Below are 23,483 nucleotides of genomic sequence, written 5' to 3'. Positions count from 1 at the left end.
ACCATGCAGAAGAATGGTCTTGTCGCTCTCACATTTCACACCTTGATTGTTCTCTTTGTGATGGCACCCCTTGTTGTGGTTTGTCTTGTCGCCTTCACACCTCAGAATACGCTTTCCCTGCCATGGAATGGTATTTCCTTCCGATGGTTTTCAGCCGTTTTCAATCATCCGGACTTTGTAGCGTCGTTTTGGAACAGTGGTCGTCTGGCACTCTTCTCGGCGACCATCTCCACGATGCTTGCCGTTCCATCTGCTCTTGCCATTACCCGATATTCGTTCAGGGGCAGGGATGCGCTCAATGCACTGTTTCTGTCGCCACTCATCATTCCACATCTCGTAATTGGTGTGGCTTTCCTCCGCCTCTTCTCGTTCATCGGCGCAACCGGTTCATTCGGCTGGCTCGTGGCTGCCCACGTGATGGTCATCATGCCATATGCCCTTCGTCTCGTTTTGGCAGCACTGAACGGAATGGATCTAAGTGCCGAAATGGCGGCACGTACGCTTGGAGCAGGTGAATGGACGGTGTTCCGGCGGATTACCTTCCCGATGCTTCTACCCGGCATCAGCGGCGGATGGTTGCTCGCGTTCATCAACAGCTTTGACGAGTTGACTATGTCCATTTTTGTGACCTCACCGTCAACGGTCACCTTGCCTGTGCGCATGTACATGTATGCGAGCGAGTCGATCGATCCGATGATGGCCGCTGTCTCGACCCTGATGATCGCCGTGACCGGTGTGACGATGATCATCCTCGATAGGCTGTTTGGTCTTGATCAATTGCTCGTAGGGAAAGGCTGATGTCGGCTCATCATTCCCGATCACAGTTTCAGCGTCACTTTCGACGCGACGAAGCGCACGTCCCGTTTTCGATCGATGGCATCGCCTATTCCGGGCGACGCGGTGACACCGTTCTTGTTGCAATCATGTCGGCGACCGACCGCCTGCGCCTGAGTGAATTTACTGCCGAACCGCGCGCGGGGTTCTGTCTTATCGGAGCCTGTCAGGATTGCTTCGTGACCCTTGCCTGCGGAAGGCGGGTGCGTGCCTGTACCACGCCTCTCGAAGCCCAAATGGCGTTCGTAACGCGAGAACGCGGCAATGAATGACACTTTGCCTCCCGTGATTGTCGGAGCCGGGCCTGCGGGAATCTGCGCTGCGAAAACGCTCGTTGCTGCGGGCCTGCGGCCGATTGTTATCGACGAAGGTTTTCGCGCCGGCGGTCAGATTTATCGCCGCCCGTTCGTTGATGATGGTCGCAGCGCAACCGATCTCTACGGTTCAGAGGCCGCGAAAGCTACAAGGCTGCACCGGGAATTCGATGGTCTGCTGCCTTCCATCGATTACATGCCGCAGGCGCTGGTCTGGAATATTGCCGGCAATGAACTTCACCTTATGGCGGATGGAAAGCATCACCAGATTGGCTTTCAAAATCTCATTCTGTCGACTGGAGCGACAGACCGCATACTCCCCTTTCCGGGGTGGACATTGCCTGGTGTCTATACGTTGGGGGCCGCGCAAACTGCGTTGAAAGTACAAGGCTGCACTATTGGAAGGAATGTTGTGTTCCTTGGATCCGGCCCGCTTCTCTACCTTGTTGCCTGGCAATATGTGAAGGCGGGCGGCAATGTGGCTGCGGTCCTCGATACAGCTCCGTTCTCGGCCAAGCTCAACCTTCTCTCTGCATTTCGGTTTGATCCGCGCCTCGTGCTCATCGGAATGTCCTATGCAGCAAGGCTTGTTAGCCGCGGTGTAAAAATTCGCTACAATGTTCGTCCAACCCGTGTGGACGGCTCCCAATATGTCGAGGGGCTAAGCTTCAAGTCGGGAACAAAGGTGCATTCCATAGCATGTGACGCAATTGCATATGGTTTCGCACTTCGCCCCGAAACGCAGTTGGCAGACCTCTCTGGCTGTACATTCCGCTTCGATGACAGGGATCGCACATGGCTGCCGGTAACGGATGAGGCAGGCCGCACGAGCAGCCAGGGTGTTTATCTTGCCGGTGATGGCAGCGGTATTGCCGGGGCCGATGCCGCGGAGATTTCAGGTGAACTTGCTGCCCTCGCGCTGATACAGGATTCTGGTACTACGGTTGATCCCGGACGAATGTCGGCACTTGTCAAAGCACGCCGACGGAAAGCTGGACTGCGGGACATCCTTGAAAAAGCATTTCCGTTTCCGGATAATTGGTTTGATCAGATTCCCGGCTATACGAAGCTCTGCCGTTGCGAAGAAGTCACTGTTTCCACCGTTATTGACACCATAAACGGCGGCGAGCTTCGTGAGCTCAATCGACTGAAAGCGCTTAGCCGTTCTGGTATGGGCAGGTGTCAGGGACGCATGTGCAGCGCAGCCATGGCCGAAGTTCTTTCGGCCACTCAACACCTTAAACTTGCGGACATTGGCCGTTTGCGCGCACAGGCTCCCGTCAAGCCACTGCCACTATTACTTCAGGAAGGTGGCTCATGATCCGGCGCTTCTCTGCAGACGTTGCCATCGTTGGTGGCGGCCTTGTCGGTAGTTCTGCCGCGCTTGCGCTGCGCAAGGCCGGCTTGTCGGTCATCCTCATGGACAAAGGTTTTTGTGGAGCACAGGCAAGCGGCGTCAACTATGGGGGGGTGCGACGTCAGGGCCGCTCCGTAGCGCAGCTCCCGCTTTCACAACGGGCGCACCAGATCTGGCCACGATTGAAAGAGCTGATCGGGATTGACGGAGAATATCAACGCAGCGGGCATCTGAAGCTCGCACGCAAGCCGGAAGACTTCGCGCGGCTTGAGCAATATGCCGAAACTGTAAAACCCTTCGGTCTCAATCTTGAGCTGTTCACAGGCGCAATGGCAAAGACGCGTTTTCCATGGCTGTCAGGCAACGTTGCCGGCGCTTCGTTTTGTCCGGATGACGGGCAGGCCAACCCTCGGCTGGTATCGCCAGCCTTTGCAAAGGCGGCACGCGATGCCGGGGCTATTGTTCTTGAACAGACTGCTGTGCACGCTGCGGTACGAACGAGTGATGGATTTGCGCTTCAAGCAGGTACTGACTGCGAGATAACGTGCCACTTTCTCATCAACAGCGCCGGTGCCTGGGCCAACAAAATCGCCACGGACTTCGATGAACCCGCGCCACTCTCCCGTATATATCCGTCGATGGTTGTGACAGAACCACTGGCCTTGCGGTTGCCAGTCAGCCTGGGCGAAGAAGGCGGTGGATTCTACTGCCGACAGGTTCAACGCGGGAATTACATCATGGGCGGTGGACGCGGTTACGCTCTTATCGACCCCGATTTCTCCCGGCCGTCAACCGCGGCAGCTCTGGCTGTCATGAAACGGGCCACCACACTTTTCCCCCATCTTGCGGGAGCGCACGTGATCCGTTTCTGGTCGGGTACGGAAGGGCAACTCCCAGACAATAATCCTGTCATCGGCCGAAGTGGCACGACACCGGGCCTTTTCCATGCGTTCGGTTTTTGCGGTGCCGGCTTTCAGGTGGCCCCGGCGGTGGGTGCCATCCTGTGCGACCTCGTCACATCAGGCGAAACAGCAACGCCGATCGCCGCTTTCTCGATAGAGCGTTTCCATAACATGCCTCCACAACACAACAAGAAAAAGGGAACTCACAATGAAATGGTTGAATAATTGCCTGGTATCCACACTTACTCTGACGGTGGCTGGCTTAGCCGCCTCACACGCTCAGGCGGAGACCAAAACACTTTACGTCGGGATGAACGGCGGAAATTACGAACGCACATTCACTCAGGACGTTTTTCCCGAGTTTGAGAAAGCCAATGACGTCAAAGTGGTTGTTGTCCCGGGAACGTCCGCCGATATTCTCGCCAAGGCGACAGCAGCAAAAGACAATCCGCAGATGCACGTCATGTTCCTGGACGATGGTGTCATGGTCAGGGCCATTGGTACTGGCCTCTGCCAGAAATTGCAGGCTTCCCCTGTTCTCGATGACATTACACCGGGCGCGCGCATGAAGGACGATATGGCTGTCGGCATTGACATGGGCATGACCGGCCTTGCCTACAACAAGCAGATGTTTGACCAGAACGGCTGGAGTGCGCCCACATCGTGGATGGATCTCGCCGATGCCAAATTCAAGGGCAAGGTGGTCTTTCAATCAGCCTCGGTCTCAACCTTCGGCCTCCACGCGTTTCTGATGTTCAACCGTATCCAGGGCGGCGATGAGAACAATGTCGAACCGGGGTTTGAGAAATTTGCCGATACAATTGGCAAGAATGTTCTGGAGTACATCTCCAGCTCGGCAAAAATTTCAGAAATGGTCCAGACTGGCGATGCCGCGATCTTTCCCCTTACACCGACTGCGGTCAATAATCTGAAGGAGAAGGGAATTCCGGTCGAATATGCGCAGCCAAAAGAAGGATCGGTTGTGCTGACGGTCTCCGAATGTGTGATAGCAAATAACACCGAACCGGAACTCAGCCAGAAGCTGGCCCAGTATCTCCTTTCCGCCGAAGCGCAGGCCAAGGCGCTGGACAAGGGAAACATCGTTCCCTCAAACGTGAAGACGCGCGCTGGAACAGCCGGAGGAGAAGAGAAGCTGACGGCGTTTCAGACCTATATGAGCAATGCAAAGGTCGTCGATTGGGACGCTATCAACAAAAACCGGCCCGAATGGAACAACCGCTGGAATCGCAAGATCGAGCAGTAACTCCTGATCGTATGGCACGGCATTTCGGTCAAAGCCGCGCCAATACTTCAGGTTGCTTCGGCAATTCTAACCAAAACAGACCGTTGTCGTGTCAACAACGACTTTGTCGATTGCCGGTTCATCTCACTGGCGGATGTAGTCAGGGAACTGTTCGCTGATGATATCGATGATCGACAAAGTTCCGGAAAGATGTTTGCGAAGAGCATGGGCTGCTGCTTGTGGATCCCTTGACTTGATCGCGCTGATAATGTGGCAATGATCTTCCAATACCGTCTGCATTTTGCCCGGCATCGGAAGATTGAGGCGACGTAACCGATCAAGGTGCACGCTCTGGCGACGTACGGTCGACCATAAATTGAGAACACCGGCGCGTTCATAAATCTTGCGATGAAAATCCTTGTCGAGCGTATCGAACAGATCAAATGTTTGCGGGGAGGCGACCTGTTGCTGCCGCAACAGAATCTCGTCCAGTTCGGCTGCGATTTGGTCCGGGCATTCCAGGGTCAGCCGCCGAACCGCTTCGAGTTCGATAGACAGGCGCAGGAACTGGGCCTGTCTGGCATGCCCGATATCGATTCTGGCGACAACAGTGGCATATTGTGGGTAGACCTCGACGATACCTTCCTCTTCGAGCCGCATCAGAGCGTCCCTGACCGGGGTTTGACTGACACCGAATTCCAGCTGCAGAGATGCCCGCGACAAAACTGTTCCGGGCACGAGCTCAACAGCAAGGATCCGGTCTCTCAATATTTCATGAATCTGATGGGCTACCTGCCTGGTCCGATCCAGAACGCCACCGTTCACTCTGCCACTCATATGCCGATTCCCTGATTTCCTGGTTTAACCAGTATCATAATTATTTTGTTGATGCACTGATGTATTAGTGCTTTAACGACGAAGACGATGTCGGAGGATCATCGCCAGCCGTGGAAATGCACATAAAATTATTGGGAGGAAACAATGCGAACATTTATCCGCGAGATCACCGCGCTTGTCATGGTCTTGGGTTGGAATTCTGCGGGTTATGCGCAGGAGAAGACCGAGATTTCCATAACGCGCCAACCGGGCATATTGTATCTGGCGAGCCATGTCATGGAGACCCAGAAGCTCATTGAAAAGCATGCTGCTGAAGACGGCCTGAAAGGCGTCACGGTCAATTGGCGAACGTTCAGCGGTGGCGGCGCGCAAACGGATGCGCTTCTCTCTGGCAATGTCGATATCGTCAATACCGGCACCGGTAACCTTTTGCTGCTGTGGGACCGGACGCGCGGCAAGGTAAAGGGGATAATCACCAGTTCGGCACAGCCGGTTATCCTGGTTTCAAGGGACCCAAAGATCAAAACACTGAAAGATATCGGGCCAAGCGACAAAATCGCCGTACCAACCGTTGGCGTGTCAACCCAGGCCATTTTGTTGCAGATGGCTGCTGCTCAAATGTTCGGTGACGGCGACGTCAAGCATTTCGATCCCAACACGGTGCAGCTTGGACATCCCGATGCCATGGCTGCCCTTGCCAACAAGAACCATGAAGTGGCCAGCCATTTCTCGGCACCGCCGTTCCAATACCTGGAGATTGCGGCTGGAAATCACATCGTCGCCAACTCCAAGGACATTATCGGCGGCCCGCTGACACAGGCAACATTCTTTACGACAACAACATTTGCCGAGGCGAACCCCGTCATCATCAAAGCGGTGCGCGAAGCGACGGTTGAAGCGATTGACCTAATCAAGAAGAACCCGCGCGAGGCTCTAAGTGCCTACAAACAAATTTCCGGTGACAAGACTGATCTCGATGCGTTGGTCAAGATTATCGAACAGCCGGATATGATGGACTTCCGTATAGAACCTCAGGGCACCATGAAGTTTGCAACCCATCTGCACAAGATTGGCACTCTCAAAACAATGCCTGCTGCCTGGACAGACTATTATCTGCCGGAGTCCGCCGACCTGAAGGGCAATTAGCACCGGATCGCCAAACACTGACGGTCCGGCGGGATTTCTACCGGGCCGCCCACTCAGAATTGAGGAAGGGCTGAAATGCTACAAACGACACAGTACGCGAACAACACGACAGCGGAACGTGCGGACTCTCTCCAGTGCGCTTCGGCGCGGCCGCTGCTAACCGTGGACAAGGTGACACTGCGCTACAAGACACCGAACCTGTTGATTACTGCAACGGAGGATGTCAGCTTCTCCGTCGAGCAGTCGGATCGTTTTGTTCTTCTCGGTCCATCCGGTTGCGGCAAGTCGACACTCCTGAAAGCGGTGGGCGGCTATATGGCCCCAGTGAGCGGCGCCATCCATATCAATGGGCGTCCCGTCAAAAAGCCCGGTGCTGACCGGATGATGGTGTTTCAGGAGTTTGACCAGCTTCTGCCATGGAAAACAGTGCTTGAGAACGTGATGTTTCCGTTGCTGGTCGCACGCAAATTACCACGCAGCGAGGCAGAGGAGAGGGCGCGCGACTACATTGACAAGGTAAAGCTTACGCGGGCGGCCGACAGTTATCCGCATACATTGTCAGGTGGAATGAAACAGCGGGTTGCAATTGCCCGTGGCATGGCCATGCAGCCGGATATTCTGCTCATGGATGAACCCTTTGCTGCACTCGACGCTCTGACGCGCCGCCAGATGCAGGACGAACTGTTGCAACTGTGGGAAGACACGAAATTTACGGTCATTTTTGTCACGCACTCCATTGCCGAGGCAATCAAGATCTCCAATCGGATTCTGCTGCTGTCACCGCATCCGGGACGCGTTAAAGCTGAAGTCATCGATGTCGATCATGCACGCCACGATGACGGCAGTGCAGTTGCACTTGAGCGCGATATACACAATCTGCTCTTCTCCGAGCCGGGTCACAGGGAATGACGCCATGACCAATCCGCAAATCATCCTTGCCGCCGACGTTACCACCAATCGTCCCCATGCCAATGTGGCTGAAATCGAGCAGAAGCTCGGAGCTCTGGAACTGATCTGGGGCATAGGCGCTGTCCGCAAAACAGTGCTGATTATCGTTCTGGCAGTGATCTGGCAGGTCTATGCGAGCTATCTCGATAACCCGCTGCTGTTTCCAACGCTGAGCGATACGCTCACCACGCTCTATGATCGTTTCGCCGACGGTGTACTGCCCGCGCGCATCTGGACGACACTGAAGGTGCTGATCACCGGCTACGTCGCTGGTACGGTGCTTGCTGGCGTTTTGACAATCCTTGCCATCAACACGCGCATCGGCACTGATTTCCTCGAGACCATGACGGCGATGTTCAACCCTCTGCCCGCGATCTCGCTGCTGCCGCTTGCGCTGATCTGGTTCGGGCTGGGAGCTTCCAGCCTTGTCTTCGTTCTTATCCATTCCGTGCTGTGGGCGGTCGCACTCAACACACATGCGGGGTTTCTCGGGGTGTCGCGAACCCTGCGCATGGTTGGCGGAAATTATGGTTTGACGGGACTTTCCTACGTGGTGCGGATCCTGGTGCCGGCTGCTTTCCCGTCGATTCTGACCGGACTGAAGATCGGCTGGGCCTTTGCGTGGCGAACACTGATCGCTGCCGAACTGGTCTTCGGCGTTTCATCCGGACAGGGCGGTCTAGGCTGGTTCATCTTCGAAAACCGCAATCTGCTCGATATTCCGGCAGTCTTTGCGGGTCTCCTGACAGTCATCATCATTGGTCTTGTGGTGGAAAATCTCGTTTTCCAGACAATCGAACGTCACACCATTCAGAAATGGGGGATGAAGGAATGATCGGGTTGCCGCTCTTCTCCCTGCCTTCGCATTTCGAGGTCCAGTCATGACAACAAGAAAATCACCTGACACCCTGCGCAGTGCACGCTGGTTCGCGCCGGATGATCTGCGCAGTTCGGGACATCGTTCGCGCACGATGCAGATGGGCTATGCGCCGGAAGAATGGGCGGGCAAACCGGTCATTGCCATATTGAACACTTGGTCCGATGCCAATCCATGTCATGCGCATTTCAAGCATCGCGTGGAAGATGTGAAACGCGGTGTATTTCAGTCAGGCGGGTTTCCTCTGGAGCTACCTGCGCTCTCGCTGTCCGAAAGCTATGTGAAGCCGACAACGATGCTGTATCGCAACATGCTCGCCATGGAGACAGAAGAACTGTTGCGCTCCCATCCGGTCGATGGTGCGGTGTTGATGGGGGGCTGCGACAAGACCACGCCGGGTCTGGTCATGGGCGCACTGAGCGCCGGGTTGCCGATGATCTATCTGCCGGCCGGTCCGATGTTGCGTGGCAATTATCGCGGCAAGTCGCTGGGCTCTGGCTCCGACGCCTGGAAATTCTGGGATGAACGGCGAGCGGGCAATCTTTCAACCGAAGAATGGGTGGAGGTGGAAGCAGGCATAGCGCGTTCCTACGGGCATTGCATGACCATGGGAACGGCAAGCACGATGACCGCCATTGCCGAGGCCATGGGGCTGACCTTGCCGGGAGCAAGCTCGATACCTGCAGCGGACTCCAACCATATCCGCATGTCGTCCGCCGTGGGGCGGCGCGCCGTTGAAATGGTCTGGGAAGACCTTGTGCCTGGTAAGATCATGACGAAGCCAGCCATATACAACGCGGTGGCCGTTGCCATGGCAACGGGCTGCTCAACGAATGCCATAGTCCATCTCGTGGCAATGGCGCGCCGGGCGGGGGTCGACCTGACGATGGACGATCTTGATCGCGCCGGGCGTACGACGCCCGTGCTGGCCAATGTGAGACCGACTGGCAGCACCTATCTGATGGAAGATTTCTATTACGCCGGTGGCCTGCGGGCGCTGATGGCAAAACTGGCCAGCAAGCTCGATCTTTCTGCACTGACCGTTTCGGGGCGGACGCTTGGCGAAACACTGGAAGGTGCAGAGTGCTTCAACGACGATGTCATCCGTTCACTCGATGATCCGGTGTATCAGGAAGGCTCTCTTGCCGTGCTCAAGGGCAATCTGGCACCGACGGGCGCCGTGATGAAACCGGCGGCCTGTGATCCAAGGTTCCATCACCACGAGGGCCCGGCGCTTGTATTCGACAGTTACCCTGAGATGAAGAAAGCGATCGATGATGAGAATCTGGATATAACTCCCGATCATGTTCTCGTCTTGCGCGGGGCAGGTCCGCAGGGTGGCCCCGGTATGCCGGAGTGGGGCATGCTGCCCATGCCAAAAGTTCTGCTCAAACAAGGTTATCGCGATATGCTTCGCCTTTCCGATGCCCGCATGAGTGGCACCAGTTACGGCGCATGTGTTCTGCATGTTTCACCGGAGTCGCATGTGGGCGGGCCGCTTGCGCTGCTCAAAACAGGCGACATCATCCGGCTCGATCTCAATGCACGCCGGATCGACATGCTGGTGGATGAACATGAACTTGAACAGCGCCGTGCCGCATGGACGAAACCGGCAGAAAAAGCTGGACGCGGCTATGGCTGGATGTTTGCCCGGCATGTTGGTCAAGCCGATACCGGGGCGGATTTTGATTTTCTTGAAACGCGTTTCGGATCATCTGCCCCTGAGCCCGATATTTACTGACATATGAGGACCTGAAATGACCGACTACAATCTTGACGAACAAACACACAAAAAACTCATGGGAGTCGCGACGCCGACCATTGCCACCGCTCTGTTCAAACGCGGGTTGCGCAACCAGTGCATTCAGGATGTGCGGCCGCTTTCGACCAAAAAGGCGAATATGGTCGGTCAGGCCTTCACATTGCGCTATATTCCGGCGCGTGAAGATCTGAACACAATCGAAGTGTTCAAGAATCCAGATCATCCGCAGCGTGCTGCAGTGGAACAATGCCCAAAGGGTGCTGTTCTCGTCATGGACAGCCGCAAGGATGCGCGTGCAGCCTCCGCAGGGTCGATCCTGATTACGAGGCTGCAGGTCCGTGGTGTTGCCGGTGTTGTGACTGACGGCGGCTTCCGCGACAGTCCCGAAATTGCCAATCTGTCGATCCATGCCTACCACAACCGGCCTTCGGCGCCGACCAACCTTACCCATCATCAGGCTTACGATATCAACGTACCGATCGGGTGCGGTGACGTTGCAGTCTTTCCGGGCGATGTTCTCGTGGGGGACAATGAAGGTGTGATCGTCATCCCGCTTCATCTGGCGGACGAGATTGCCGATGAGACCGTCGAGATGACGGCCTACGAGGACTTTGTCACCGAGCAGGTGCTGAACGGTGCAACAATTATTGGTCTTTATCCCGCAACGAGCGACAAGCCCAAGCTCGAATTTGCCGCCTGGCGCAAACAGAACGGACGATGACAGGCAGCATCATTCGCAGGTATTTAGGGGAGAGGGTGCCTTGATGAGATTGGCGTTGAGAACGGTAGTGATGATGGCGGGTCTGATTCCACTGGCATTTGCGGGCAGCTCGGCCAGTGCGAAGACCTTTGTTTATGTATCGGCGGCAACGGACGGGATGATCGATACCTACGTGATGGATGAGGCCACCGGCGTGCTCACGTCATCAGGCAAACTCGATGCGGGCAAGATGGTCATGCCGATGACAGTCAGTCCTGACAAGAAGCACCTTTACGCGGTTGTGCGCTCGCAGCCGTATCGCGTGTTGACGCTGGCGATTGACCCGGTGACGGGTGGTTTGAAGCAGGAGGCGGTAGCCGCGCTTCCGGACAGCATGCCTTATGTATCGACGGATAAGTCCGGACGCTTGCTGTTCACTGTGTCTTACGGCGGGGACAAACTGGCCGTCTTGCCGATCAACGCCGAGGGCCTGGTCGTTGATGGTACCCGGCAACTGATTGCAACCGGCCGCAATGCGCATTCCATCGTCAATGATCACTCCGGCAAGTATGTTTTCGCTACCAATCTCGGCTCGGATGTTGTCCTCCAGTTTGTCCTGAATCCGATGACCGGAATGCTTGAGCCAAACGATCCGCCGAGTGTCCGTACACGATCAGGTTTCGGACCTCGGCATATTGCGATTTCCCCCGACAACAAGTCGGTCTATGTCATTACAGAACTGACCGGTCACGTGATCCACTACACTCTAGACAATACAAAGGGCACGCTGCGGGAGATTGCGAGTATTTCGTCGGTGCCTGCGGATACAGGCCTCGTTCCCGGTATCGCGCCACCTGCACCACCACCATTCAACGCTCCGTCAGGGTTGACGAACCAGAAAACATCAGGGGAGGACAAGCCGAGAATATGGGCTGCAGACATCGGGATAACCCCGAATGGTCGGTTCCTGTATACGACAGAGCGTACGACCAGCAAGATCGCGCTCTTTACTGTCCAGGCGGGCACCGGCAACCTCGCTTACATCGCTAATTTCCCCACCGAGAAACAGCCGCGGGGTATCAGGATCGATGCATCCGGCCGTTTCCTGATCGCATCCGGTGAGAAATCGGACAAGCTATCCGTTTATGCGATCAATCAGACGGATGGCACGCTTGCCGAAGTTGGACGGTACCCGGTTGACGCCGGTGCGAACTGGATCGAGGTCGTGTCATGGCCATGACTGAGTACCCTGTTTCTCAGCCAAGTTATTAAAACCTGTGAGAGGCGAAAACTGTGCCTCATTCGATCTTGTCCATTTAGATAGAACGGCCGCTTTCTTTGTCAAAGACGTAGACAAGTTCGGAATCGATATTTACTGAAAACGGGGCGCCCACGCGCACTGTGGTGTCTCCGTTCACCAAAGCGGTCACCTGGCTTGCAGCCATGTCGAAAAGCACATGCGTTTGGGCGCCAGTTGGCTCCACGAGCAGTGTTTGGCCACGCAGGATGCTTCCGCCTCCAGACACAGTCAGATGTTCCGGTCTCAAGCCCACTTTGACGATTTGCCCTCGTTTTATATGTCTTTTGGCGCTGACACTTATGGGCGTCCCATCGTTGAGGCGAATAGCCGGATTTCCGTCGACGCCCTCCACCACGCCATCAAGGATATTCATGGATGGTGATCCGATGAATCCAGCGACGAAAAGATTGGCGGGGTTGCGGTAAAGCTCAATGGGAGCGCCTTGTTGTTCGATACGCCCGTGATTGAGGACCACGATCTTGTCGGCCAAAGTCATGGCTTCGATCTGATCATGGGTGACATAGATCGATGTAGTCTGCACTTTCTGATGCAATGATTTGATTTCAGCGCGCATTTGTACGCGAAGTTTCGCATCAAGATTGGAGAGCGGTTCATCAAACAGGAACACAGCGGGATTGCGTACGACAGCGCGGCCCATGGCGACGCGTTGGCGTTGTCCGCCGGAAAGTTGCGAAGGCTTGCGATCAAGAAGACTTGTCAAATCCAGCATGCGCGCCGCTTCCGCTACACGCTTGTCAATCGTAGCAGCCGGTTCCCCGGACATCTTGAGGTTGAAACCTATATTTTGCGCAACGGTCATATGGGGATAGAGCGCGTATGATTGGAATACCATGGCGATATTGCGCGCGCGTGGTGTCAGGCTGTTTACGGTCTTTCCGTCAATCAGGACGTCACCGCCGGTGATCTCTTCCAGTCCGGCAATCATGCGGAGAAGTGTGGACTTTCCACAACCGGAAGGACCGACAAGCGCGACAAATTCGCGATCTTCTATTGCAAGCGAGAGATCGTGAATGACATCCAGAGTACCGTAAGCTTTTCTGATATTGTTCAATTCTACGGATGCCATGGGTTTGCTCCAGCGGGTTCGGTTTATGATTTGACGGCGCCAGCGGTAAGCCCGGCAATGATATGTTTCTGTGCAATGAAAAAGACGATGATCGTGGGGAGAATCGTGAGGGTGATAAAGGCCAGCGCGAGTTGCCAGCTGGTGCCGTATTCGCCCCGGTACACCATGATCCCAAGCGGCCATGTGTACTTGCTTTCGGAGTTCAGCATGATGAGAGGCAAGATATAACTGTTCCAGCTGCCAACGAACGAGATGATACCGACCGTGGCAATGATGGGGCGGGCGAGGGGAAGTGAGATATACCAGAAGAAGCGGATGTAACCGCAGCCATCGACAAATGCCGCCTGAAACAATTCCTCTGGCAGATTGCGGAAATAATTGCGGAAGAGGAGGATGCTCATGCCGAGGCCAAAAGCGACTTGAGGTAGGACGACACCCCAGTAAGAATCGAGCAATCCAAGGTCGCGGATGCGGATGAACAATGGCAGAATGGCGGTTGCTGCCGGAAACATGAGGCCGATCAGAAAATAGTTCAGCAAAAAGCCGGAGGCGAAGAACCGGACATGGGCAAAGGTAAAGGCTGCCATTGCTGAGACAACAAGCGTCAGAAATACGGTCAGGGCAGCAATCACCAGAGAATTGATCATCTGTCGCCAGTAGCGGTCACCAAACAGGATGTCTGTGTAGTTCGACCAATACCATGTCGAAGGCAGACCAAACGGGTTGGTGCGAAGTTCTCCGAGTGATTTGAACCCGCCAAGTGCCGTTGTCAGCAGTGGAATCAATACCAGTACGGCAATGATCGACAAAGCGACGTAGAGGTAGAGCCTGGTGGCAGCGCTCGTGCGCATGGAGGAATCGGCATCAGTCATTGCGCATGAATATCCGTTTGTAGCCAAAGGCGAGGGTGACACAAATGACGAAAAGAACGACACCGACGGCACTGCCCAGACCGACCTGCATGCGGGTGACGCCATAGGTATAAAGGAAGGTCACCATGGTTTGCGTCGAGTTGGACGGCCCGCCGCCGGTGAGGGGCATGATCATGTCGAACAACTGCAACGAACCGATCACCGCAAAAAAGATCGAGAGACGTACGGTTGAACCAAGAAGGGGCAGCGTGATGTGCCGGAATTTCTGCCAGCCGGTTGCGCCGTCTATTTCGGCTGCTTCAATTACACTTTTATCAATGGACTGGAGTCCAGCGATGAACAGCATCATGTGGAAGCCGAAATATTTCCAGACGATAACGGCAAGTACCGCATAGATTGCGAGGTGGCGGTCGGCGAGCACATAGGGTGTCGATACCCCCAGAAATCCCGACACAGCGGCAAACAGCCCGTAATCGCCATCGTAAACGAAGCGCCAGATCAGACCTGCGGCCACGTCCGCCAGCACATAGGGCAAGAAGAAAATGAGGCGAAAGACCACAACGCCTGCAATACGATGAGCAAGCATCATGGCCAGCCAGATCGCCAGCGGAATCTGGATCAGTATCGATACCAGAATGATCAGGCCGTTGTTCCAGAGCGCCTGCGTAAACGCTGCGTTGTTGAACAGGACCTGAAAGTTGCGCAATCCGATAAATTGCTGGGGCGAGCCATATCCATTCCAGTGATAAAGGCTGTACCAGGCGGCTTCTCCCATCGGCAGAATAACGAAGATTGTAAAGAGCAGGATGGCCGGCGGCAGAAACAGCAGAAGAACGGGAAGCCGTCCGCGCGCCAACGGATTTCCGGACTTTGCCACACGCGCCCCTCGTTTCGAGGGCAGTATCGTTGTTGGTAAACTCAGTTCAGTCATGCTCATCCTACCTTGCCGGACATTTTGTCCGGCGATATTGCGACTGACGGGGCTCAGAATTTTTCCAGTTCGAATGCGTCCTGAATCATCTGAGCGCCTTCTTGCGATTTCATCTGACCGGATGTGATTTCAACCGCAACATCGTTGACAACGCGGCCAACCGAAGGACCAAGCTCCTGATCGAAGAAATTCTGGTGCCAGGTCGACGTGGCAAGTTGCTGGGCAGACTCATGTACGAGCGGGTTCACAACGCCGTCTTCTGCGCCAATCGCTACAGGAATGAGCATACCCGCCTTCGCCATTAAACGTTCATTGTCGGCGTTGGTCAGATAAGCCAGAAAGTCGATGGCTTCGGGCGGTGCATCTTTCGAAACAGCCCAGCCATTCAGACCTCCCAAGGTATCGGTTGCGGCGCCTGCGCCGCCTTCAACGACCGGAAAGGCAAAGCGGCCAATGTTCTCGGGAGCAAGGCCTTTGCCATCGCCTGCATTGTTGCGCTGGTTGGCATCCGTATTCTCAAAACCAAGGATGATCGCAGCCTTTCCATCGCCGAATAGGCCCAGAGCCTGCGGCCAGGTTGTCCCGAGATACCCCGGCTGGAATGGTTCAAGCGCGCCAAGTTCAGCAAGCTGGTCGCCTGCTTTGATGATGGCCGGATCCAGAAAGCCATTGCCTTCGCCGTTCTTGGCAGCGGTGAATACGGACTTGCCACCGTCACGCATGACGAGATAGCTCCAATAGAAGTGTAGAGGCCATTTTTCGCCGCCTCCGCCTGCAATGGGGACGATGCCTGCGGCTTTGATTTTCTTCACAGTATCGAGAAAGTTGTTCCAGGTTTTGATGCCTGTTGCATCGATGCCCGCCTTGGTGAAAAGATTCTTATTATAGAAGAAACTGACGGTGCCCATTTTCATGGGAACAGCCCATATCTTGTCGTTGAAAGTAAGCCCTTGCACGGCTGCAGGATTATAGGATTTCTCCCATGTGTTATCCTTGGCTTTCATGGCCGCCGTCAAATCCATGAGTGAACCGGTTTCTGCTTGCTGCTTCAGAACACCGCCGCCCCAGGTATAGAAAATATGCGGTGCATCCGGAGACTGGAGCAGGGTAGGAAGCTTTGCTTTGAATGCCTCGTTTTCCAGAAACTGCATCTGGATATCGACATTCGGATGATCGGCTTCATATTTCTTGGCAATATCATTCCAGATGGCGACGTATCGCGGATCGGTTTCAAGGTGAAGCCACTTGACCACGGTTTGAGCGTTTGCTGCAGCCGTGCACAGCATCATGGCCAATCCAGCCGCTGCGGCGCGCACAGCTATACGCTCGCCCTTGAGAGCGATGCTCATAATCCTGTTCATAATTTCTCCTCCCGAGAAACCAGATAATTTTTCCTTAATGCGGATTAATTCAAAGCAATAATTGCATGATGTCAACCAAAAATTACAATTTTTGCTTTATTCGCTTGACATTCAAGGGATCCGGCCTGCTATTTATTCCGTATCACGTCTAAAATAGCGTATCATCGTATACGTCCTCAACTGCCCGGTAGTTTTGATGAAAACCGCAGACCCAGAATTGATGCGAGCGATCAATCGCTTCACCATATTGGACACGATCCGCCGCCATGGGCCAATATCCCGCATAGAAATCAGCGAACGAAGTGAGCTCTCAACGACGACTGTTTCTGCCATCACGGCGTCATTGCTGGATGATGGGCTCATTTTGACGCGGCACGAAGGGGATTTACGGGATGCCGCTGTCCGCGGCCGGCCGAGGGTGATGCTCGAACTAAACCCTGACGCTGCACGCGTGGTGGGAGCCAAGATTGCATCGAACCGAATGACGTTTGTTGTAACGAACTTCAAAGGCGAGGTTCGTTCAGCCTTGACGCTTGATCTGCGGGTTGACCGGCAGCCAATTGCCGTCATTGCCGACCTGATCGAAGATGGGGTGCGGCGGTGTGTTGTCGATGCCGGCCTGTCACTCGAGGAAATTGATTCCGTGTGTATAGGTCTGCCCGGGGTGATCGAGCATCGCACGGGCCGTGTCCTCACAAGCCCGGTGTTCCGCGATACGGAAGTGAATTTTGCTGCGGAAATGACGGAGCGGCTGCGAACCGCAACAATCGTCGAAAGTGATGCCCACGCCGTAACACTTGCTCATCACTGGTTCGGCAAGGCGCGTGATCTGAACGATGTCGTTCTGGTCTCGCTGGAGCGTACGCTTGGCCTCGGTGTATTGCACGGGGGGCAGTTATTCCGGGGCGCTGGTGGCTTGAATCACAATCTCGGTGATCTCGTCGTCGGTATCAGTTCCGAGGGGCCGGTACGTCTATCAAGCAAGGCTGGTGAAAGTGCCATCCTGGGAGTGCATCCGGCAGCAGGCCGTTTTGCCGAAGCTATTCAACTGGGTCGCGGAATGCAGCATGCCCAAGGTCTTATCGAAGCGGACGACAATGCGCTTGTCAGCGCGGCTGTGAGTGCAGGCGAGGCTGTGGGTATAGCGCTTGCCAATATCGTGACGCTGTTCGCTCCGCCACGCATCATCGTTGTCGGATCAAGTCTCGCGCTGGGCAAACCTTTTCTTGAGAGCATGAGCACAGCCTACGCGGTTGCCATACCACCATCACTCAAGAATGTCGCAGAACTGGTCTTTGATCATTCGGTGGAAGAGATCTGGGCACAAGGGGCAGCGGTTGTTGCGCTGTGCGAACTTTACGAATCCCCATGGGGAACAACGGGACCGGCACAAGGGCTCTGATCGGGTCGGCTCATACGTGCATTCGGGAGGAAATGGAATGAAAGCTGTCGGCGTAGGCATTATCGGCTGCGGTAATATTTCAAGCGCTTATTTGAAGGCGATAGCGTCTTTTCCGATCCTGAATGTTGTTGGGCTCGCCGATCTCAACGAGGATCTGGCTCGGTCAAGGGGAGCGGAGTTCAACATTCCCGCTACAAACGCGGCTGCATTGTTGGCTGACCCGGATATCGAGATCATCGTCAATCTGACTGTTCCCAAAGCCCATGTTGCTGTCGGGCTTCAGGCATTGGATGCGGGAAAACACACCTATTCAGAAAAGCCATTGGGTATCAATTTTGCCGAGGGCAAGAAGCTTGCGGAAACGGCGAAGACAAAGAATCTGCGCATTGGTGCTGCACCGGATACATTTCTGGGTGGGGCACATCAAACCGCACGCGGTATCCTGGATGAGGGGGCAATCGGTCAGCCTGTTGGCGGAACAGCAACATTCATGTGTCCTGGTCACGAGCGCTGGCATCCGAACCCGGATTTCTATTATGAAATTGGCGGCGGTCCCATGCTTGATATGGGCCCGTATTACATCACCGACCTTGTCAACTTGCTGGGCCCCGTCGCGCAGGTTGCCGGGTTCGCTTTTGCGCCTCGCAATGAACGTGTCATCACCAGTGAACCACGCAAAGGCGAGCGCATTCCCGTAAAGGTGCCCACTCATATAGCCGGCGTTCTGGCTTTCGCCAATGGTGCAATCGTGCAGATCGGCATGAGTTTCGACGTTGCTGGTCACCAACACGTGCCGCTCGAAATCTATGGCACGGAGGGTACGTTGATCGTTCCCGATCCGAACCATTTTGGTGGCCAGATTGAATATCTGCAAAAGGGTGGTGCATTTGAAAACAGAGATACGCGCCATCCCTACGCGGACGGAAATTACCGGTCGCTTGGGGTAGCGGATATGGCGCACGCTATTCGCTCCAACCGGCCGCACAGGGCAAACGGATCACTGGCATTACATGTTCTGGAAGTCATGGAGGCGTTTGAGATTGCCTCCCAAACCGCTCGAACCGTGACGATCACGACGACAACCGAGCGCCCGGCACCGCTGGCCGATTCATTGGTCGACGGGCGGATCGGAAAATAAAGTTTTAGGAGGAAAAAACATGCGTGAAGCACTTATTGTCTGGGGTGGATGGAGTGGCCACGAGCCGCAGGAATGCGCCGCCATCATCAAGGATATCCTCGAGGGTGATGGTTTCAAGGTTTATGTCGAGCATAGTACCGAAGCCTTTGCTGACCCGTCGATCCATGATCTCAATCTGATCGTACCAATCATGACGATGTCGAAGATCGAGAAGGAAGAAGCCAAAAACCTTGCGGAGGCTGTTCAGAACGGCGTTGGGATAGCCGGCTATCATGGCGGAGCTGGAGATGCCTTCCGTGAATGTGTCGAGTATCAGTTCATCATCGGCGGACAGTGGGTTGCGCATCCCGGAAACATTATCGACTATACTGTCAACGTGACGAAACCCAACGACCTGCTGATGCAGGGGATCGAAGATTTCCCGTATACATCTGAACAATACTACATGCACGTTGACCCCTCTAATGAGGTACTGGCAACGACCACGTTCAATGGCGACCACGCGTACTGGATTGATGGTGTGGTCATGCCGGTCGTCTGGAAGCGTAAATACGGTAAAGGCCGGGTATTTTATTCAGCGCTTGGACATGTTGCCAAGGAGTTCGAAGTTCCTCAGATGCGAACTATTTTCCAGAGGGGAGCAAACTGGGCGGCACGCTGACCACCGCCCGGGTTCCATCCAGCGGAAATACAATCGGCCTCATTCATGACTTCAGCCCTTGCACACAATCCGCCTATTGACGGACCAGGCATAGAGAAATTTGAGAAGGCTGGAACGGCTGGAGTAAAATGGATGGTGTTACCCTACCATTTTACGCGCAGACCAAGGTTTCCATCAATTGTTCTTCTTTTTTCACCATTGATATCAAAGGTGTAGTCGGCTGTCGCAAATGTGCTGAGGGATTTCGAAAAATCATAGACAACACCGCCCCCCAGTTCGAGGGATGTGGCGTCATGATCTGTCCCGATCGCATCGCTTGCGAATAGCACACTGTCGCTACCACTGAAAGTGTGCCAGATGTTCGCCTTCAGGTAAGGCTGAAGCAGTCCGGTGGATAGCGCGTATTTGCCTTGAAGCCGGACACCGAGCCTGCCGGTGAACCCGTTATCCGTATCGAAGGAGATCGACGAGAATCTGTCCTTCTCGTCGTCGAATGAGAGATGCTGCCAGATCAGTTGCGCCTGCGGTTCCAGTACCCAGTCATCCGAGAGGTTGACGGGATAACCGCCCTCGAGAGACGCTGTGATACCCGTTCCGTCAACATCAATACCGATGCCCCGCTCGGAGGTTGCATCGCCGCTGAACCAGCTTCCCATAAGGACGCCATCAAGGTACCAGCCTGACGGACCGATATGAGTCCAGTAGGCACCCACGCTTGTCGTATCGAGATCGAGATGGCCGGTCTTCAGATCATTCCAGCCGATTGCCTGTCCCTTTGTTGTCGCATCCATGCTGGCATAGCCGAAGAACAGCCCCGCAATGTCGCGGTGACCACTGTCGGAGTCCGACCGCAGGATATCAAGGCCGGCCTGTATCCCGTAAATCGAACCGTCAATGGACGGAGCGACGGTTCCGGACCATTTCTGTTTTGTGTCCTGTCCAAAGGCGCGTGCCCATGCTGCGGAGAAATTATTCCGGGGATCAACGATGCTCTGCGCACCGCGCCGCTCATGAAACGTGCCGAGTGTTGCAAGTGCCGACTCTCGCGCTGCAGGAGCGATGACGGAATAGGTCGGCACTTCCACGCGATACAGAGGCACGACATCGGCGACAACGCGTGTTGCCCCGGATGTTGGCGGCGTCGATAATCCTGTAGGTGAGGGGACCGGTGCGGGTGTTGTCGGCACAGGCACGGCAGGAGGTGGAGAATTGGGCGCCGGGGCTGGCTGTGGAGCCGGTGGCGCAACAGGTGCTGGATCACCCGGCAAGACCGGTGGTTCAGTCGGTGTCGATTCCGGCGGTGGTGCAGGAGCCGGTGGCGGAGCTGGCGGTGTCACTACCGGCGGTATCGGTTCAACAACAGGTGTTGGTTCAACCGGCGACGGTGCAGGAGCGGGTTCCGGCGGGGTTGGGACATTGATGAGAGCGGAGCGCAGATACCAGTTTTCCGTAGTGCCTGCACTGACGCCGCCCTTGAACAGGTAATATTCGTAAGCGCCGGCGGCTACGGCGCTGTTGAGGCCGAACGTGCCGCTGCCGGTATTTGCACCATTCAAAGCCTGTACGACGAGAATGCCGTCCTGCACGGTTGAGGCGCCCGTTCCGCCGAGATTGACGATGGTCATACCGGTTGTACCGGATGCCGTGCCGCTATCAATCACCAGCTTGTCCGAAGCCGATGTGTCATCGCCAAGGACCGTATCAAGAAAAAGGCCGCCGTTGTTGCCGACATAGTTGCCAGCGATGGTAAATGAGTCCGTTGCACCGGGTGTGCCATTGGTCAGGTCAATGCGTCCGGCATTGGTGACATTGACCAACTGACCTGATGTGAATGCGGTAATCGCGGCGTTCGACCCGCCGCCATAGAGCGTGCTGCTAGCATCGACACTCAGCGAGCCGGTCCCGGTGGCTGCGTCGCCAAGAGTGAGATTGCTGCCGAAGGTCAGCTCGGTGTCATTCGTGGCAGCGACCGCTTCCCATCCCTGAAACCGTGCGAGCCCATCGGTCTTGACATTGTCGAAGGTCAGGCTGTCCGCGCCGTTCCCACCGGAAAGGAGTGTCATGCCGCCCAGATTGGCATTGGTCAGATTGCTCAGCCGGGCGGTATCATTGTCACCCTCGAGAATGATCGAATTGTAGATGATGCCGCCACCATTCCAGGTAAATACATCATTTCCATCACCGGTCTTGATACCGTTGCCGATACTGCCGCCGGTCACTGTGATGTTGTCGACGCCGCTGCTGGTGCTGATATTGCCGCCAATGGTACCACCGCTGATGATGATCGTATCGCGCCCAAGACCGGTTACCAGATTGCGGTCAATCGTACCTCCTGACATGTTGAAGTAGTTGTCATCAAGCTTCATGTTGACCCGGCCGATGCGCCCGCCGGTCATGACGCCATAATCGCCATCATCAAAAAAATCGACTATATGACCGCCCGACATGGAGAAGGTATCGAGCCCGTCACCCTGATTAAGCGCGTTGATGGTTCCACCGGTCATCTTGAAGTCGTCAATGCCCGAGCCTTGCTGAACGTTACCAACAATCTGTCCGGCATTGATTTCGAGGGAGTCGCGTCCGTCGCCCTGATCAACATTCCCGGTAATGGTACCGGAGTCCATCAGGATGCGGTCAGTCCCTGCACCGAAGGTGACGTTACCGTTGATCTGTCCCGTACCGGCGGCTGGAAATGTCAGCGTGTTATTGCCGGACAGATCAGTCAGCGTGCCATTTGTTCCGCTGTCACAAACGTAGCTGTCGTTGCCGCCTGTGGGGACCAGCAGGCAGGCAGCACCTGCCGAGGGAGTGAAAACCCAGTAGGCAAGTGCCGATGTTGTCGCAAGGAGAAATCTGCGTGAGACAAACGTTTGCAACTGCATCGTAAAACCCTTCTTCATTTTGGCACTACCCGGTCAGGGTATATTTCAGGCATGCTTCTGTTTCGCGTCAGCAGTCTAAGACTGCTCGTCTCGAAAATTACCGGCAGGGAAATCCAGGTGCGATCTTGCACGTAGGACGGGGACGATGCGGCCTTGGCGGCGGGCGATGTCCGTGATGATAGGGCGGACGCACGACAATTGTTGGTCGAACGATGATTGCAGGCCGTTGAACAACCACCCGGTCAAGATAGTTGGCCGACACCCACCCTCGGATTCCTTGCCGCCCGATCCGGCACCAGTTGGCCTGGCAAGCCAGAACATTCACGCGCACCCCGGCTGCTAGAGTTGCAGCACGGGTATAATGCGTTCCCGGACCCGTCCGAAGGTTAACATTGCCAGTTGTATGAGCAATTTCAGCAAGCGCTGCGCTTGCTGGTAATATCATCGCCCAAAAGAAGCTGAGTATTATGAATAAATTCTTCAAGTTCATTGCTCATCCCCCTGCAAGAATCTTGATTCTTACTTACAAATAACTGGTTCTGTGTACATTTGTCGAGAAGCGTTAAACAACTATGGTGAATTTCGTGAAATGAAAATTAATCTGGGAGCGGATTTTCTGGAGATTACCAGGTTCTGAGCCACGGGGCCCTTGGATCCGCTTTTTCCTGCTTATCGAATAATTGAGAAGCTCTCGATGTAATGATATGCAAAGGCAATGGGCGTTGAAAAGGGATGTATATGATACATTCATTGCCCCGCAAAAGGTTCAAAATTATAGGAAATCCGGACGCTAATCGCGTTGATGAAGCGTATCACTCGGCCATAAATATCAAATAATCCAGCTACGCCCCGTGCCTCCATTCTTTACGTCAGATCGCGAGCGCACCCAAAACCCCCCCTCATTCGACTCAGATAGAGTTCATACTGCA

Annotated in this window: 21 protein-coding genes; 14 read left to right on the top strand and 7 right to left on the bottom strand. The window is 55.0% G+C overall.

Going from position 1 to position 23,483, the window contains the following annotated elements; all coding sequences use genetic code 11:
- The first annotated feature begins 3 nt into the window (after nt 1-3).
- From FHW16_RS13040 to FHW16_RS13020, 5 genes are read left to right on the top strand one after another with little or no spacing between them, the layout of a single operon-like run.
- Nucleotides 4-798 carry an ABC transporter permease gene (locus tag FHW16_RS13040; protein ID WP_182549648.1) on the top strand — a complete coding sequence of 265 codons (795 nt, stop codon included), beginning with the start codon at nt 4-6 and terminating at the stop codon, nt 796-798.
- Entirely contained in the window at nt 798-1,106 is a 309-nt protein-coding gene (locus FHW16_RS13035) for a (2Fe-2S)-binding protein (protein WP_182549647.1), read from the top strand. Before FHW16_RS13040 ends, FHW16_RS13035 begins: the two co-directional genes overlap by 1 nt.
- Nucleotides 1,099-2,469: an NAD(P)/FAD-dependent oxidoreductase gene (locus FHW16_RS13030; RefSeq protein ID WP_182549646.1), complete on the top strand. Its 1,371-nt coding sequence runs from the start codon at nt 1,099-1,101 to the stop codon at nt 2,467-2,469. The genes FHW16_RS13035 and FHW16_RS13030 overlap by 8 nt, the downstream gene beginning before the upstream one ends.
- The gene (locus FHW16_RS13025) at nt 2,466-3,632 is read left to right on the top strand and encodes an NAD(P)/FAD-dependent oxidoreductase (protein ID WP_182549645.1); all 1,167 of its coding nucleotides are present in this window, start codon (nt 2,466-2,468) and stop codon (nt 3,630-3,632) included. Before FHW16_RS13030 ends, FHW16_RS13025 begins: the two co-directional genes overlap by 4 nt.
- Nucleotides 3,616-4,671, top strand: coding sequence for a polyamine ABC transporter substrate-binding protein (locus tag FHW16_RS13020; protein WP_182549644.1), 1,056 nt, complete (start codon nt 3,616-3,618; stop codon nt 4,669-4,671). Before FHW16_RS13025 ends, FHW16_RS13020 begins: the two co-directional genes overlap by 17 nt.
- 123 nt (nt 4,672-4,794) lie before the next feature.
- On the opposite strand, the gene FHW16_RS13015 is transcribed toward FHW16_RS13020, so the two are convergent.
- Nucleotides 4,795-5,487 carry a GntR family transcriptional regulator gene (locus FHW16_RS13015; RefSeq protein ID WP_182549643.1) on the bottom strand — a complete coding sequence of 231 codons (693 nt, stop codon included), beginning with the start codon at nt 5,485-5,487 and terminating at the stop codon, nt 4,795-4,797.
- A 144-nt stretch (nt 5,488-5,631) separates the two neighbouring features.
- Here FHW16_RS13015 and FHW16_RS13010 point away from each other — a divergent pair, with 144 nt between their 5' ends.
- The 6 genes from FHW16_RS13010 to FHW16_RS12985 all read left to right on the top strand — a co-directional run bounded on the left by FHW16_RS13010 (nt 5,632) and on the right by FHW16_RS12985 (nt 12,160).
- Nucleotides 5,632-6,633, top strand: coding sequence for an ABC transporter substrate-binding protein (locus FHW16_RS13010; protein ID WP_182549642.1), 1,002 nt, complete (start codon nt 5,632-5,634; stop codon nt 6,631-6,633).
- Between the two features lie 75 nt (nt 6,634-6,708).
- Nucleotides 6,709-7,542, top strand: coding sequence for an ABC transporter ATP-binding protein (locus FHW16_RS13005; RefSeq protein ID WP_182549641.1), 834 nt, complete (start codon nt 6,709-6,711; stop codon nt 7,540-7,542).
- 4 nt (nt 7,543-7,546) lie between these two features.
- Nucleotides 7,547-8,416, top strand: coding sequence for an ABC transporter permease (locus tag FHW16_RS13000; RefSeq protein ID WP_182549640.1), 870 nt, complete (start codon nt 7,547-7,549; stop codon nt 8,414-8,416).
- 46 nt (nt 8,417-8,462) lie between these two features.
- On the top strand, nt 8,463-10,199 hold the full coding sequence (gene araD, locus FHW16_RS12995) for an L-arabinonate dehydratase (protein WP_182549639.1): 1,737 nt from the start codon (nt 8,463-8,465) through the stop codon (nt 10,197-10,199).
- Between the two features lie 16 nt (nt 10,200-10,215).
- Nucleotides 10,216-10,941 (top strand): ribonuclease activity regulator RraA, encoded by a 726-nt coding sequence (locus FHW16_RS12990; protein WP_182549638.1) that lies wholly within the window; start codon nt 10,216-10,218, stop codon nt 10,939-10,941.
- A 43-nt stretch (nt 10,942-10,984) separates the two neighbouring features.
- Nucleotides 10,985-12,160, top strand: a complete 1,176-nt coding sequence (locus FHW16_RS12985; protein ID WP_182549637.1) for a lactonase family protein — start codon at nt 10,985-10,987, stop codon at nt 12,158-12,160.
- 76 nt (nt 12,161-12,236) lie between these two features.
- On the opposite strand, the gene FHW16_RS12980 is transcribed toward FHW16_RS12985, so the two are convergent.
- From FHW16_RS12980 to FHW16_RS12965, 4 genes are read right to left on the bottom strand one after another with little or no spacing between them, the layout of a single operon-like run.
- Nucleotides 12,237-13,307: an ABC transporter ATP-binding protein gene (locus FHW16_RS12980; protein WP_182549636.1), complete on the bottom strand. Its 1,071-nt coding sequence runs from the start codon at nt 13,305-13,307 to the stop codon at nt 12,237-12,239.
- A gap of 23 nt (nt 13,308-13,330) precedes the next feature.
- Nucleotides 13,331-14,179 (bottom strand): carbohydrate ABC transporter permease, encoded by an 849-nt coding sequence (locus tag FHW16_RS12975; protein ID WP_182549635.1) that lies wholly within the window; start codon nt 14,177-14,179, stop codon nt 13,331-13,333.
- The gene (locus tag FHW16_RS12970) at nt 14,172-15,110 is read right to left on the bottom strand and encodes a carbohydrate ABC transporter permease (protein ID WP_182549634.1); all 939 of its coding nucleotides are present in this window, start codon (nt 15,108-15,110) and stop codon (nt 14,172-14,174) included. The genes FHW16_RS12975 and FHW16_RS12970 overlap by 8 nt, the downstream gene beginning before the upstream one ends.
- Nucleotides 15,111-15,163: 53 nt before the next feature.
- Nucleotides 15,164-16,471, bottom strand: coding sequence for an ABC transporter substrate-binding protein (locus FHW16_RS12965; protein ID WP_182549633.1), 1,308 nt, complete (start codon nt 16,469-16,471; stop codon nt 15,164-15,166).
- Between the two features lie 196 nt (nt 16,472-16,667).
- Between FHW16_RS12965 and FHW16_RS12960 the strand changes: the two genes are divergently transcribed.
- The 3 genes from FHW16_RS12960 to FHW16_RS12950 are packed head-to-tail and all read left to right on the top strand — an operon-like array spanning nt 16,668 to nt 19,672.
- Nucleotides 16,668-17,873, top strand: coding sequence for an ROK family transcriptional regulator (locus FHW16_RS12960; RefSeq protein ID WP_182549632.1), 1,206 nt, complete (start codon nt 16,668-16,670; stop codon nt 17,871-17,873).
- A 37-nt stretch (nt 17,874-17,910) separates the two neighbouring features.
- Nucleotides 17,911-19,011 carry a Gfo/Idh/MocA family protein gene (locus tag FHW16_RS12955; RefSeq protein WP_182549631.1) on the top strand — a complete coding sequence of 367 codons (1,101 nt, stop codon included), beginning with the start codon at nt 17,911-17,913 and terminating at the stop codon, nt 19,009-19,011.
- A gap of 19 nt (nt 19,012-19,030) precedes the next feature.
- On the top strand, nt 19,031-19,672 hold the full coding sequence (locus tag FHW16_RS12950) for a ThuA domain-containing protein (RefSeq protein WP_182549630.1): 642 nt from the start codon (nt 19,031-19,033) through the stop codon (nt 19,670-19,672).
- 143 nt (nt 19,673-19,815) lie between these two features.
- On the opposite strand, the gene FHW16_RS12945 is transcribed toward FHW16_RS12950, so the two are convergent.
- Together FHW16_RS12945 and FHW16_RS12940 are read right to left on the bottom strand one after the other, a co-directional pair.
- Complete coding sequence (locus FHW16_RS12945; protein WP_246711747.1) at nt 19,816-22,572, bottom strand: autotransporter outer membrane beta-barrel domain-containing protein; 2,757 nt, start codon at nt 22,570-22,572, stop codon at nt 19,816-19,818.
- A gap of 79 nt (nt 22,573-22,651) precedes the next feature.
- Nucleotides 22,652-22,999 carry an SH3 domain-containing protein gene (locus FHW16_RS12940; RefSeq protein WP_246711775.1) on the bottom strand — a complete coding sequence of 116 codons (348 nt, stop codon included), beginning with the start codon at nt 22,997-22,999 and terminating at the stop codon, nt 22,652-22,654.
- Between the last annotated feature and the right edge of the window lie 484 nt (nt 23,000-23,483).

Source organism: Phyllobacterium myrsinacearum (assembly GCF_014138285.1).
GTDB lineage: Bacteria > Pseudomonadota > Alphaproteobacteria > Rhizobiales > Rhizobiaceae > Phyllobacterium > Phyllobacterium myrsinacearum_A.
Note: the sequence above shows the minus strand (reverse complement) of the source record. Positions and strands in the feature narration are given on the sequence as shown.

Bases quoted from the DNA above. Each gene is read 5' to 3' on its own strand.
- FHW16_RS13040 (WP_182549648.1), top strand. From the start codon at position 4: ATGCAGAAGAATGGTCTTGTCGCTCTCACATTTCACACCTTGATTGTT.
- FHW16_RS13035 (WP_182549647.1), top strand. From the start codon at position 798: ATGTCGGCTCATCATTCCCGATCACAGTTTCAGCGTCACTTTCGACGC.
- FHW16_RS13030 (WP_182549646.1), top strand. From the start codon at position 1,099: ATGAATGACACTTTGCCTCCCGTGATTGTCGGAGCCGGGCCTGCGGGA.
- FHW16_RS13025 (WP_182549645.1), top strand. From the start codon at position 2,466: ATGATCCGGCGCTTCTCTGCAGACGTTGCCATCGTTGGTGGCGGCCTT.
- FHW16_RS13020 (WP_182549644.1), top strand. From the start codon at position 3,616: ATGAAATGGTTGAATAATTGCCTGGTATCCACACTTACTCTGACGGTG.
- FHW16_RS13015 (WP_182549643.1), bottom strand. From the start codon at position 5,487: ATGAGTGGCAGAGTGAACGGTGGCGTTCTGGATCGGACCAGGCAGGTA.
- FHW16_RS13010 (WP_182549642.1), top strand. From the start codon at position 5,632: ATGCGAACATTTATCCGCGAGATCACCGCGCTTGTCATGGTCTTGGGT.
- FHW16_RS13005 (WP_182549641.1), top strand. From the start codon at position 6,709: ATGCTACAAACGACACAGTACGCGAACAACACGACAGCGGAACGTGCG.
- FHW16_RS13000 (WP_182549640.1), top strand. From the start codon at position 7,547: ATGACCAATCCGCAAATCATCCTTGCCGCCGACGTTACCACCAATCGT.
- araD (WP_182549639.1), top strand. From the start codon at position 8,463: ATGACAACAAGAAAATCACCTGACACCCTGCGCAGTGCACGCTGGTTC.
- FHW16_RS12990 (WP_182549638.1), top strand. From the start codon at position 10,216: ATGACCGACTACAATCTTGACGAACAAACACACAAAAAACTCATGGGA.
- FHW16_RS12985 (WP_182549637.1), top strand. From the start codon at position 10,985: ATGAGATTGGCGTTGAGAACGGTAGTGATGATGGCGGGTCTGATTCCA.
- FHW16_RS12980 (WP_182549636.1), bottom strand. From the start codon at position 13,307: ATGGCATCCGTAGAATTGAACAATATCAGAAAAGCTTACGGTACTCTG.
- FHW16_RS12975 (WP_182549635.1), bottom strand. From the start codon at position 14,179: ATGACTGATGCCGATTCCTCCATGCGCACGAGCGCTGCCACCAGGCTC.
- FHW16_RS12970 (WP_182549634.1), bottom strand. From the start codon at position 15,110: ATGACTGAACTGAGTTTACCAACAACGATACTGCCCTCGAAACGAGGG.
- FHW16_RS12965 (WP_182549633.1), bottom strand. From the start codon at position 16,471: ATGAACAGGATTATGAGCATCGCTCTCAAGGGCGAGCGTATAGCTGTG.
- FHW16_RS12960 (WP_182549632.1), top strand. From the start codon at position 16,668: ATGAAAACCGCAGACCCAGAATTGATGCGAGCGATCAATCGCTTCACC.
- FHW16_RS12955 (WP_182549631.1), top strand. From the start codon at position 17,911: ATGAAAGCTGTCGGCGTAGGCATTATCGGCTGCGGTAATATTTCAAGC.
- FHW16_RS12950 (WP_182549630.1), top strand. From the start codon at position 19,031: ATGCGTGAAGCACTTATTGTCTGGGGTGGATGGAGTGGCCACGAGCCG.
- FHW16_RS12945 (WP_246711747.1), bottom strand. From the start codon at position 22,572: ATGAAGAAGGGTTTTACGATGCAGTTGCAAACGTTTGTCTCACGCAGA.
- FHW16_RS12940 (WP_246711775.1), bottom strand. From the start codon at position 22,999: ATGATATTACCAGCAAGCGCAGCGCTTGCTGAAATTGCTCATACAACT.